Below are 12,007 nucleotides of genomic sequence, written 5' to 3'. Positions count from 1 at the left end.
CGACTCCCGTCCTTTTTCTTCCATATCTCTATTTTACCACGTTCTTTTCTCCTTGTGAATACAGGTTCTTATTTCGCAGAATAGTTACAAAAAGAGGCGGGGAAACCACATTGATCTGTGATTTCCTTGCCCCTTTTTTCTTTTTTGCTTGCCTGAAAATTAGCCGCTAAAATCGCTTTTTCAATTCTGCAATCCAGGTTTCAATCGTTTCAGCCAAAACAAATTGCTGTCGTAAAACAGCCATACCGATTTCAGGAACCTCTGGCGCATTTTCTTTTTCCCGGAGATTTTCTTCCAGATAAGATTTCAAGTCCTGCACATTTTTTTCAATATTGGCAACGCAGGATTTTTGCATTCTCAAAGGTACACTGTCCAAATTTACAATCACAGCATTGAAGTCCAGAAACATACGGATAGGCTGGGCGGAAAGTTCTCCCATGAGCCGTTCAAATTCCTGTTCACCGCTGTCCGTCAGCGAGTAAACCGCCTTTTCCGGCATATTGTTCTCCCGCACAGGGACACTCTGGAGCAGACCTTTTTCTTCTAACTGAATGACCTTTTTGTAGATGGATGGTGTGCTGATTTTTACCCATTTTGAAATGTTGCGGTATTCCACCAGCTTTTGAATGTCGTAAGCGCTCAACGATTGCTTTTTGAGCATCCCAAGGACAATCAAATCTATCGTTGCCATGCAGAGTTCTCCTTTCGCACTTGACAACTACTATAATTTATAGTAGTATGTGTTGACTGACAGCTACTATAAAATATACTACTTCACATGACTCTGGCTGTCAAGAGAAAGGAGTACAATATGGACGGAAACAAAAAAATGGCGCTTTTGGGGAGCGCGCCCATTCCCAAAGCTCTCCTGGCACTGGGCATCCCAACAATGATTGGTATGCTCATTAACGCGCTCTACAACCTGGTAGATACCTACTTTGTGGGTGGGCTGGGAACCGATCAGATGGGGGCCGTTACAGTGGCCTTCCCTCTGGGGCAGATCGTTGTAGGGCTGGGCCTGTTGTTTGGGAACGGTGCTGCCGCCTATCTGTCCAGGCTGTTAGGCCGTGGCGACAAAGACACGGCGAACAAGGTAGCGAGTACAGCCATATACAGCGGCGTTTCGATTGGGGCAATCGTGATCTTATTCTCTATCATCTTCCTGGAACCGATTTTGAAACAGGCCGGAGCAATCGAAAGCGTTATACCCTATGCAGTCACCTACAGCCGCATCTATATCGTGTTCTCTATTTTCAACGTGTTCAATGTCACCATGAACAACATCGTTTCCAGTGAAGGCGCGGCAAAAACGGCTATGTGTGCGCTGATGGCTGGCGCGGTACTGAATGTAATTTTAGACCCTGTTTTCATCTATGCGCTGAACCTCGGCGTAGCTGGTGCGGCGATTGCAACGGCAATTTCTCAAATCATCTCCACATTGGTTTATTTGTGCTACATTCTTCGGAAAAAGAGCGTGTTCAATTTCAGCATCAAAGAGTGCTGTTTTGCAAAAGAAATTATGTCCGAAATTTTGAAAATCGGTATTCCTACACTGATATTTCAACTTCTGACCAGCCTTTCCATTGGCATGATAAACAGTGCGGCAAAAGAATATGGAGGCTCCGCCCTGGCCGCTATGGGGCCGGTTACAAAAATCATGTCAATGGGGACGCTGATTGTTTTTGGTTTTCTGAAAGGATTTCAGCCTATCGCTGGATTTAGCTATGGAGCGAAAAAGTTTGACCGACTGCGGGAGGCAATTAGAACCGCTGTCCTTTGGTCTACCATTTTTTGCGTGATTTTTGGTTTTGTTGCTGCCGTATTCTCTACGCAAATAGTGTCCCTGTTCACAAAGGAAGATGCAGAGATGGTTCGTATCGGTTCGATTGCTCTACGGGGAAATGGACTTTCTTTTGTCCTCTTTGGCTTTTACACAGTGTACTCCTTCCTGTTCCTTGTGATGGGGAAAGCCGCAGAGGGCTGTGTCCTGGGCGCTTGCCGCCAGGGAATTTGCTTTGTCCCCGTCATTTTGATACTTCCGTTGGTTTTGGGATTGAGTGGTGTTCTCTACGCACAGCCGATTGCAGATGTCATTTCGGCTATTGTCACAGCACTTATGGCGGTTCGGCTGCACAGAGAATTGCGGACAGCGGAAAATCATATTTCCACTCTACCCCAGGAACATTGATGAAGTAAGGTGGCGTGAATGAACGCAACGCAAAATACTTCTCACTGGATATGCTGCCCTGCCTGTGGCGGGAAAACCCGGATAAAGGTATACAAAGATACAGTGCTTGAACGATTTCCGCTATATTGCCCCAAATGCAAACAGGAAATGTTAATCAGTGTCCGACAACTGAATACGTCAATCATAGAGCCAGACGCACAGACGCAGAGCCGATAACATATGGAAGTTTTCCCTATGGTTATCGGCTCTGCATTTGAAAAGTCGTGGCTAAGTCAAGAAGGAGCGGCGGCTTTGAGAAATCAGAGCCGCCGCTTTTTTCGTTTTGGCGGCACATAGGAGGATGCCGCCATGCGATTATGGATAGATAGGCACTTGTCAAAAAAAGCCTGACCCCCGCAGCGGCGCACCTCACCCAAGGTTGCGAAAATAGTCGTTTCCAGCCTGTCCATACTGCCATCCCCAGCGCTCGAATAGCCTTGTGCTGTTCGGGTGCTTTTGCTTTTTCCGAGGGCCACTCCATCCGGCCCCGGTGTCGAGGTCCGCCCCTCCTGTTCAGATTTCGCTTACCCCAAATCTGAACAGGAGGACAACACGATGGAGATCACCATCAAGAGATACAGCCGCAAGCTGACCTATGAGGACGCTGACACCCTGGACGAGTTCTGGGAGCTAGCCAAACGCACCGAACGGAGCCTTGACCGGGAACAGCGGCGGCACTGGGACGGGCGCGAGTGTGACGAGTACATAATTGCTGCCCAGGGCGTTCTGCCCTACTGCGCCACCCCGGAGGAATTGGTCTGCCAGCAGGAAACGCTGGATGAAATTCTGGCGGTGCTGGCCCTCTGCACACCTACCCAGCGGGAGCGGTTTCTGCTCTATGCGCTGTATGATTTCAGCTATGCGGAGATTGGTCGGCGGTGCGGCTGCTCCAAGGCCGCAGTCTATGACAGCATCGAGGGCGTTCGGAAAAAGTTTTTCAAATTTTTCCGCTGACCGCCCTGACGATCATCCCGGCATGATGGCTACCAGGTGAGGGGCAATCACCCTATCACCGGGAGGGACAAGCTGCTTCGGCGGCTTGTCCCTCCTATGCCAAGGAGGTCAAGATGTCAGCGATCAATCAGCTTCAGCAAGAGTGCGTCCGTTTCCAACGGCGCACTTATACACCGTTCCGGTGTCGTGCGCGCGTCGTCGCAAAGTCCGCTCATCTCCGTTTCCGCCTTGCGGCGAAAACTGCGCTCGCTCCCTTGCTCCTCCTTTCCCCACAAAGTCTGAGACTTTGCGGGGACCCCAGGTTGGGGCGTTGCGTCCTTCGGACGCGATGGGGAGCTGCACTCCCCAAACCCCTTGCACACCCGCAGGAAAGGAACACCCGCTTCGCGTCTGTTCCTTTCCTGCGGGTCAGGTATCGTCAACGCCAGATTGGCACTCACGCTAAAAACGCCAAATTGACGTTTTTAGGATTTTGCCGGGGGAGCGTGTGAAATGACAGCGCCGGAAATCCTCCACATGACCTATCAGCAGTACCGAACAGCCCGGAGGCTGGTGCGGGAGTGCTGCAACTACGATTGCGGAAACTGTCTGCTTCTGGACGATGGCGAGGAATGTATCTGTCCACAGAGTATCACCTACTCGCTGATCTGCAAATGGTTCCGCGCCGCCGTCCTTCCTCTGGACGCCGGCCTGTGCGCCGCATTGTTCCCGCCTTCCTCTGTCAGACGGCGGCACTGCCGGGAGTGCGGGAGGCCGTTTGTCCCGCCCAGGCACAACACTCTCTATTGCTCCACCTGTGCCGCAGAACGGGTGAAACGGAGCAAACGCACATGGGCCAGGAAAAACCGGGCTGATGTGTAGAAAAAGTACCCGCTGAAAACGCAGTAATATCAGGGCTTTCAAGACCGCCCTCAAAGGGGGCCTGATACATTTCCTTCCCGACCCCGAAAACGGGCCTCTAACGGCCCACAGCGGCGGTCTGACAGCCCCACACCAAGGAGGCTAATAACCATGACCGACTACATGAAGATAACCACCGAATTGCCGCCCTATTTCTTCTTTCCCTGGTTCCTGATGGACATGGGCCTGACCCTTACCGCCAAGCTGACCTATACCCTTTTGCTTGACCGGGCGCAGCTATCCCAACTCAACGGGTGGACGGACGAGGCGGGGAGAGTTTATATCATTTTCCCGATTGAGAAGATAGCCGAAATGCTCGGCAAGAGCATGACCACTGCCAAGAATGTATTGGCTGAGTTGGAGGCGGCGGGTCTGATTGAGCGCAAACGGCAGCAGTTTTCCAAGCCCAATCATATCTATGTGAAACTGCCTGATGGACAAAAATTTAGCCGCCCCTGATGGATAAAAATTTGTCCTTCACCATGGCCGGAAAACTGTTCTTGTAATAGGGCAGAAACCCGGCTGACGCAGGCAAAAAACCTATCCTCTAATAAGAACTATAAGAACAATAACAAGTATAAATAAAACGAGTGGGAGTAAATAGCGCCCACTTTTCGGACAAACGCCGGACAAATGTCCGCAGCTACATCACAGGCCCGTTTGTAAATTTGAAAACAAGGAGTTGCCTATGGAGCATATCAGCTACAAAACGCAGACCGAGATTGTCAATTTCCAGGGTCGGGAAATCCCGCTGGAAAACCTCACCCCCATCCTCTCCCCGGAGCAGGAGGCGGCGAAGCGCTGGGAGTTGGAGCAGCGGCTTTACGAGGTGTTTCGCAAGTACCAGCAGAGGGAGAAGCCCACCTCGTGATTTTTTCAGATAGAGATTGATTTGCGGGGCTGCTGACGGTATAATGAAGCTGTCAGCAGCTCCGTTTCTTTTCAGAAAGGGAGCGCAAAATGAACAATCGAATTGACGCGATTTATGCAAGACAGTCCATTGACAAAAAGGATAGTATTTCTATCGAAAGTCAGATTGAGTTTTGCAAATATGAATTGAGGGGTGGAAGCTGCCGGGAGTATCAAGATAAGGGTTACAGCGGTAAGAATACGGACAGGCCCCAGTTTCAAATGCTGGTGGAGGACATCAAGCGCGGGCTGATTGCCAGGGTAGTTGTTTACAAGCTCGACCGCATCAGCCGTTCCATTTTGGACTTCGCAAACATGATGGCTTTGTTCCAGGAATACAACGTGGAATTTATTTCTTCCACAGAGAAGTTCGACACGTCCACACCGATGGGCCGGGCGATGCTGAACATCTGCATTGTGTTCGCACAGTTAGAGCGTGAAACCATCCAGAAGCGAGTGCAGGACGCATGGTATGCCCGGTGTCAGCGAGGTTTCAAAATGGGAGGACGAGCGCCTTATGGATTTCGGACGGAGCCTATCATCATTGACGGCATTCACACCAAGAAGCTGGTGATTGAACCGACAGAGGCGGCGTTCGTTCGCAAGATGTACGATATGTATATCGACCCGCGCATTTCGCTCCACGACATTGCCACTCAGCTTACAGCCCAAGGCGTGAGGTCATTCTATGGAAAACCGTTTTCCAGGTCAACAATCAGCCTAATCCTCCGCAATCCAATTTACGCAATGGCTGACCTGGACATCTACGAGTTTTTCAAGAGCCAGGGAACGGAGATTTACAACGATGTCGCCGACTTCGCAGGAACCAACGGCTGCTATTACTATCGCAGTAAGGGCAATATTGACAACAAGCACAAATATCTGCAAGGCCAGATGTTGGTGTTGGTCCCCAGCGAGGGTTTCATCCCGTCCGAGTTGTGGCTTCGGGTGCGGAAGAAAATCATGGCGAGCCAAAGCTACCAGCCCGCGAGAAAAGCCCGCAATACCTGGATGGCGGGGAAAATCAAATGCGGGAATTGCGGTTACGCTTTGATGTCGGCCCACTCCTGCGGGTATCTCTATCTGCGCTGTACGAAGCACGCTGAAAACAAATCCTGCCCCGGTTGCGGCACGATTAAAATGCGGGAGTTGGAGGCGTTAGTTTACCAGCAGATGGTGAAGAAGCTGAAGGACTACAAAACACTGACGGGCCGCAAAAAGAAAAAAGCCGCCAGCCCAAAGCTGACGGCGAAGCAGACGGAGTTGGCCCAGGTGGAGAGCGAGATCGAAAAGCTGCTGGACACGCTGACGGGCGCGACCCCGGTGCTGATCTCCTACGCCAATGCCAAGATTGAGGAATTGGACAGCCGCCGTCAAGCCCTTGCCAGCGAGATTGCCAAGTTGACCGCCGAAGCGGTGTCCCCGGAGCAGATTGACACGATTTCCAATTACCTGGATGATTGGGAAAACGTCAGCTTTGAGGACAAGCAGCAGGTGGTGGATTTGATGATTACCATCATTCGTGCCACCAGCGAGAAACTGCAAATTGAGTGGAAAATCTGACGGCGGGCATACCGTCAGGCCAGTATCTTTTTATGTCCTTGTCCAGTGTAGTTCCAGATAGTTTCCGGCGTCGATATAGTTCCGTGAAAATCTGCTCAGGTCCTTGCTGACGGCGCAGTCGATGCGCCCGGAACGCATATCCTGGATCATCCTCTGAAAGCCGGGACGGTCCGTATTGCTGCCGGTCTCCCCATCGTCGATGTAGGTATCCACCAGCTCAAGGTCGTCGTGGCCCTCTATGTAAGCCAGACAGATGGCCCGCTGGCTTTGGATGCTGTTGGATTCCATGCGGTCAGCATCCTCTCTGGATAACCGGGCATAGATGCCGGTCTTATAGATTTTGTTGGACATTTTGAACCTCCTTGTCGTCTGTCTGTCAGAAAACCGAAGGCCCCTGTCCCGTATGGGAACGGAACACAAAGCCGCTGGCCCTGTGATGCGGTTCCTTTTTTTGACCCGGACACATTGTAGCGCCGGGTCGCCCTGTTTGTTAAGGATGTCAGGCCCCGGCAAGGTAGAGGGAGTTGATACGCTCCTCGATGGTCTCGTCCCTGTCCGCAAAGCTCAGCTTCACCACCACCCCTCCGTCCAGATAGACATAGGGGTTGCCGAGCTGCTCGATCCACGCCCGGATGCGCTCCTCGGTGGGAGCATCCGGGTCGATATGGACCGTACTGCGGTCACGGAGCGCCGCCTTATTCACCTTGCGGAGGTCGATGTCCTTCATCGCCTCTGTCATGGCAACACCTCCGATCCCCCAAAAGGGCTTTTCAGCCTTTGGGTACTGCGTCCTTTGGCCTCTCCCAACATCTTATGGGAGGGACAAACTTTTATAGAACAGAGAAAAGCGCCCACCTCAAAAGGCAGACGCTTTCCCCAGATTTCTCAGAACTTCATGGGCAGGGCGGTCTTTGCGCTGGAGCCGTTGTAGATGCGGTACACCTGGTAGAGATACCGCTTATACCCCGGCAGGCTCGTCATGGCCCGGCCCTCCCGGAAGATTACCACCGGGTCCATCTGGCGCAGCCGTGCCACCAGCCGTTTGCGGCTGTACTCCCCGCGGTAGAGGTCCACGAACTCCACCACGCCCTGCACCGTCTCCGCCCGGAGGGAGTCCGGGTCGCCCTTCCAGGCGTCCACGATGGACTGCATCGCCTCCCGGTACACCCCGTCCCCGACCTTCTGGAACAAGCCGAAGGCGGTGCTGATGCAGGCCAGCCGCTTCGCGCCCCTGGTCTGCTTGTAGTCCACATAGAGGCCCACGGCCTCCGTTGCTTTCAGGAACGCCATCGCGTCCTCATCGCCGCCGTAGACCAGCGCCCGGAACTTCGCCCCGGCGGTCAGGCTGGCGGAGGCTCCCGTCTGCTGGGCGAACAGTAGCGCCTCATCGCTCTCGGTCAGGCCGTAGAACACCTTGCAGCGGATGGGCAGGTCCCGCCCGCCGTTGAGCAGTTTCCGGGCGGCGATGGTGTGCTGGCCGTCGAACACATAGTAGCGGCCGTCCCGGCAGCTCACCTTCGGCTCGTTGGCGATGCGCTCATCGAACTCGGCGGCGATCCTGCGGACCCGGTCCTCGTTCAGTTCACGCTGATAAGTAGTGCGGGGGATCTTCAGTTCCGCGCTGTTGATGGGAAGCTCCCGGCAAAAAAGGTTCCTGCTGTTCATTCTGTGCATCCTCCTTCGATGTCTGCGATATACTGCTTCATTTTCTGCATGATCTGGATGAGTTCCTGCCTGTAATGGCTGTCCGACAAAAGCCGGGGATATTCCTGAAAGATGCGGTCAAAAAGCTCCATGAACGATACGATCTCGCCGTCCAGGGAACAGAGTACATTCTCCTCGGTGCTGGGGGCCTTGTCCCGCTCCATCTCAGCCGATATTTCCGCAATCTTCTGCATCTCGGCTTTTCTTGAAGCGGCTGGCGGGGCTTTGTGGTAAGCGGGGCGAGGTTTCTTGTCCCTGTCATCCTTGGATTTCTTCAAGTCAGCGGCCAGTCTGGGGCGCTCCTCCGGCTCTGCCTTGGCAACGGCGGCTACCGCTGTCTCAGGAGGCTTGATAGCTCCCGTAAGTATCTCCTGTTTAATGCCGGGAAGGGCTTCTTCGGCGGCATCCACACCTTTGGCAAACTGTTCTGCCCTTTTTACATAGCTGTCAGTTGTCCCTGTTTCCTGAGCAATCCGGGAACGGGTAACATGACGGGTGTTTTGGTGCGGGTCAATTTGACCCGCACCAGATTGTCGGGCTTCTGAGGTGTGCTGATTACCATGAAAGGCATCAACCATCTTCTCCGCCTCATACCGCTGCCCGATCAGGTATTTCTTCTGCTGGGGCGTCAGGTTCCGCCTGCCAAGCTGGTGTTTGCAAATCCAGGATATAGCCTCATACCGATTGTCAAAGTCCAGGTTTTGGACCGCATAGGTCAGCTCCGGGTGCTTCTGGATGATCTCATAGCGGTTGTGGCCGTCCAGGATCGTGCCGTCCCAGACGATGAGCGGCGAAAAGACCGCCCCGTCCGACAGGATGTTCTCCTCCAGCAAGGTGAACTCGTCCTCCGTCAGCGGCGGTATCTTGTCCCGGAACTCCGGGTCGATGATGAGCCTGTCCATCAGGATACCTCCGTTCCCGTAATGGGCGCGTAGTCCTTATCAAGCCCGACACTCACCAAGAGGGCGGCGTTGACCCGCCTCATCTGCTCTTTGGTGAGTCTGCCCACATAACTCTGCACCCGCCGCTTGTCGATGGTGCGGACGACCTCCGACATAAACAGGGACGGCGCAAGCCCCTGGGCATCATCCAGCACCACATGGGTCGGCTGCTTGGGTTTCTTAAAGGTCCTTCTGGTCACGGCGATCACAATGATGGTCGAGGAGTGATAGTTGCCTGTGTCATTCTGGATGACCAGCACCGGGCGGACACCTCCCTGCTCATGACCGATTACCGGGTTCAAGTCGGCGTAATAGACCTCGCCGCGGTGGAAATCGTGAAAATTACGGTCCATATGGATACCTCCTTCTTCTGGTATGTAAATGGGCGGCCCAGTGCGGTAAGCACCGCGTCCAGACCGCCCATAAAATTTCATAAAGCGTGTTTTTGGTCCCAATTTGTCCTCGACACCCCAGAACCGTGGGAATCATCAGGCTCGTCAGCTTGCGAAGCTGCTCTCATAGGCGTCTAACCTCCCCGCCTTCTTTGTGGCCGGGCCGCGAGTTACGGAAGTATCATTATCGCTGTCTGTTGTCATCGCCGGGCCAAGAGCAACTTGGCATTTTCAGTCGGATGGATCGCTCCTCCCAAAACCGGGGATCATGGCGCTCCGCTGCACAGGCTATTTCAGACAGTAACGTGGTCCTGTTTCCAGGACTTCCTGATGACTGGATATTCAGTTTTCAAAGTCCACACCAGCGGGTCGCCCCGGCTGATGATTTAATTGTAGGGGAAATCCGCTCCTTTTCAGAGGGACGGGCAGGGCATCTTCCTCCCGGAAAGCGACCCTTTAAGGGCATCCCGCCCTTATAGCCCCTCTTTCAGGGCTGTAAGCTCGTCAATCAATGTCTGAAGCTTGTCCCGCGCCGCCGTGACGGAACCGCCCCGGCCCAGGACAAGGAAGTCCAAGCTCACATCAAACGCTGCGGCGAGGGTAATCAGCAGATCGACAGAGCATCCCCGCTGCCCGCCCTCGATTTTTCTCAGATGGTCCAGGCTGATGCTCAGGGCCTCCGCCAGTTGTGCCTGTGTCATTTCATGGGCTTTGCGAAGTTCCTGAATGCGTTTTCCGCTCCTGCAAGTGTCGTAATACATGACATAACTCTCCTTCATCGGAGCGCAATCATGGCAGGATAAGTCTGGAGGTCTGTGGAAAGATACACGCGCACTTTCAGAGCCAAAAGAGCGCAATAAGGTAAGGTTATCTCTCCAAGCCTATCCGCCGCTATCATCTCGGCGGACCGAAGACCTATGAGATATCCTGCCAAATTGCGCACTCTGGCATGATTTTCGTTTCTTCGCAAACGCCAAATATGAAGTGCAGCAGGAAAAATAATTCTGCGAACGCAAAATTATATTGACCTTTGCGAAAAAACGCTGTATAATGGATAAGTAATGTCCGCATCTACCGGCCATTGCCTTATCTCGCTTATTATTTTAGGGAATCACAACCCAGAAGTATTTAGCGTGGAGTTCGAGTGAACTTCGGATAAAGTTCAAGTTAGGAGGGAAAGTCGCAGTGACAGAGCTTTGCTTCGCTGAATTTGCAAAATGCCTGCAAAGTGGCATACAACCACCCAATGATGACAAAGATGTCGTTGGACTCTTGTTGAGTTGGATAACGGATATGCCCGGTGTTGCGGATAAAAAGGGAAATCCAGTCAATATTGCGCCGTCACTGGTCAGCGATCTCCTTAAGCGCAAGGTGGATGTCCCAAAAGCGATTAAGAACGCTTGTACTACAAAGAAGGTAGTAACTGAGGCCATAAAGCATTGCACAGCAAATGTGATTCCTTATCTGAATCCAATTCTCAGCGATGATATGTTTGAAGCGATGGGAAAAGCGGTAGAGGCGGATACGATAATTGCTATCAAAAAGAAAAAGGAACTGACGGCGCTCCTCAAAAACGGAAAAGAGGCCGAGTTCCTTGGACAAATGCTGATTTATATAATCAACCGGGAAAACCGGGTATCAAATTCGTCCATTGTCAGCGATGATATCCCTTTGTTGGCTGAAGCGGATTATGAGTGTCCACTTTGCCATGCACCGCTTGTGGATTATGTGAAAAATACACCTGTTAAGAAATATGAAGTCATAAAAATCTACCCCGATGACATTTCCGCTGTTGTATCGGAGTTTGATCCAATCCCGAAACCGAAAAAAATTGATGCGCCTGGAAACAGGATTGTGTTGTGCAGAGATCACGCGGAGGAATATATGGTCGAGCCGACAGCGGAGGATTATTTCCGGTTACGGGAAATAAAAGACCGCTTATCTTCTACATACTCTCTAAGGGTAGATATCAACGATGCCACACTTGAAGACGAAATTCAAAATGTGCTGTATGGCTTAGCTGGGATTACGGATGATACGGAATTAGAGGAACTGTCACTTGATGCTTTGCGATTGGATCAGAAGATTCTACCGGAAAATCGCCTTCTGAAAAACGATGAGACAACACGAGTGCTACGGTACTATAATTTTATTGATAATCTTTTTTCGGCAATGGATCGCGATGGCACAGGAGATTTTGATTTGATTGCTTCCGAAATCGAGGTAGCATACAAAAAACTTGATACCGGCCAACTGTCTCAGGATGAGATTGTTGAACAACTGGCTGAATGGATAAAAAACAAATCCGGCGTAGGTAACAGGAATATGCGAGCCTGTCACATTGTGGTCGCATATTTTATACAGAACTGTGAGGTGTTCCGTGAAATTCCCAAGTAAGGTTACGCCTTACAAGGCGA

The 12,007-nt window shown here is 52.1% G+C and carries 15 protein-coding genes; 8 read left to right on the top strand and 7 right to left on the bottom strand.

Annotated features, from left to right (window positions below):
- Nucleotides 1-166: 166 nt before the first annotated feature.
- Nucleotides 167-691, bottom strand: a complete 525-nt coding sequence (locus tag D5269_RS12305; RefSeq protein ID WP_120485861.1) for a PadR family transcriptional regulator — start codon at nt 689-691, stop codon at nt 167-169.
- A 120-nt stretch (nt 692-811) separates the two neighbouring features.
- Here D5269_RS12305 and D5269_RS12300 point away from each other — a divergent pair, with 120 nt between their 5' ends.
- From D5269_RS12300 to D5269_RS12270, 7 genes are all read left to right on the top strand, one after another.
- Nucleotides 812-2,188, top strand: coding sequence for an MATE family efflux transporter (locus tag D5269_RS12300; RefSeq protein ID WP_120485860.1), 1,377 nt, complete (start codon nt 812-814; stop codon nt 2,186-2,188).
- Nucleotides 2,189-2,206: 18 nt separating this feature from the next.
- Nucleotides 2,207-2,404, top strand: a complete 198-nt coding sequence (locus D5269_RS12295; protein ID WP_120485859.1) for a cysteine-rich KTR domain-containing protein — start codon at nt 2,207-2,209, stop codon at nt 2,402-2,404.
- A 378-nt stretch (nt 2,405-2,782) separates the two neighbouring features.
- Entirely contained in the window at nt 2,783-3,181 is a 399-nt protein-coding gene (locus D5269_RS12290) for a sigma factor-like helix-turn-helix DNA-binding protein (RefSeq protein WP_120485857.1), read from the top strand.
- Nucleotides 3,182-3,673: 492 nt separating this feature from the next.
- A complete protein-coding gene (locus D5269_RS12285; RefSeq protein WP_120485855.1) occupies nt 3,674-4,042 on the top strand; it encodes a cysteine-rich VLP domain-containing protein in 369 nt (122 codons plus the stop codon).
- Between the two features lie 150 nt (nt 4,043-4,192).
- Nucleotides 4,193-4,540: a replication initiator protein A gene (locus D5269_RS12280; RefSeq protein WP_120485854.1), complete on the top strand. Its 348-nt coding sequence runs from the start codon at nt 4,193-4,195 to the stop codon at nt 4,538-4,540.
- 229 nt (nt 4,541-4,769) lie between these two features.
- Nucleotides 4,770-4,952 carry a hypothetical protein gene (locus D5269_RS12275; RefSeq protein WP_120485853.1) on the top strand — a complete coding sequence of 61 codons (183 nt, stop codon included), beginning with the start codon at nt 4,770-4,772 and terminating at the stop codon, nt 4,950-4,952.
- A gap of 89 nt (nt 4,953-5,041) precedes the next feature.
- Nucleotides 5,042-6,553, top strand: a complete 1,512-nt coding sequence (locus D5269_RS12270; protein WP_120485852.1) for a recombinase family protein — start codon at nt 5,042-5,044, stop codon at nt 6,551-6,553.
- 30 nt (nt 6,554-6,583) lie between these two features.
- Here D5269_RS12270 and D5269_RS12265 read toward each other — a convergent pair whose 3' ends face one another.
- From D5269_RS12265 to D5269_RS12240, 6 genes are all read right to left on the bottom strand, one after another.
- Nucleotides 6,584-6,904, bottom strand: a complete 321-nt coding sequence (locus tag D5269_RS12265) for a recombinase family protein (protein ID WP_120485851.1) — start codon at nt 6,902-6,904, stop codon at nt 6,584-6,586.
- Between the two features lie 148 nt (nt 6,905-7,052).
- Complete coding sequence (locus D5269_RS12260; RefSeq protein WP_120485850.1) at nt 7,053-7,292, bottom strand: DUF6870 family protein; 240 nt, start codon at nt 7,290-7,292, stop codon at nt 7,053-7,055.
- Nucleotides 7,293-7,438: 146 nt separating this feature from the next.
- Entirely contained in the window at nt 7,439-8,218 is a 780-nt protein-coding gene (locus tag D5269_RS12255) for a DUF6551 family protein (protein ID WP_120485849.1), read from the bottom strand.
- On the bottom strand, nt 8,215-9,159 hold the full coding sequence (locus D5269_RS12250) for a hypothetical protein (RefSeq protein WP_120485848.1): 945 nt from the start codon (nt 9,157-9,159) through the stop codon (nt 8,215-8,217). Before D5269_RS12250 ends, D5269_RS12255 begins: the two co-directional genes overlap by 4 nt.
- Nucleotides 9,159-9,551: a type II toxin-antitoxin system PemK/MazF family toxin gene (locus D5269_RS12245; protein WP_120485847.1), complete on the bottom strand. Its 393-nt coding sequence runs from the start codon at nt 9,549-9,551 to the stop codon at nt 9,159-9,161. Before D5269_RS12245 ends, D5269_RS12250 begins: the two co-directional genes overlap by 1 nt.
- A 512-nt stretch (nt 9,552-10,063) precedes the next feature.
- Nucleotides 10,064-10,351: a helix-turn-helix transcriptional regulator gene (locus D5269_RS12240; protein WP_120485846.1), complete on the bottom strand. Its 288-nt coding sequence runs from the start codon at nt 10,349-10,351 to the stop codon at nt 10,064-10,066.
- A 424-nt stretch (nt 10,352-10,775) separates the two neighbouring features.
- On the opposite strand from D5269_RS12240, the gene D5269_RS12235 reads away from it, so the two are divergent.
- A complete protein-coding gene (locus D5269_RS12235; RefSeq protein ID WP_147407984.1) occupies nt 10,776-11,987 on the top strand; it encodes an ABC-three component system protein in 1,212 nt (403 codons plus the stop codon).
- Nucleotides 11,988-12,007 lie beyond the last annotated feature (20 nt).

Source organism: Anaerotruncus sp. 1XD42-93, assembly GCF_009917605.1.
In the GTDB taxonomy this organism is placed as follows: domain Bacteria; phylum Bacillota; class Clostridia; order Oscillospirales; family Ruminococcaceae; genus Anaerotruncus.
Note: the sequence above shows the minus strand (reverse complement) of the source record. Positions and strands in the feature narration are given on the sequence as shown.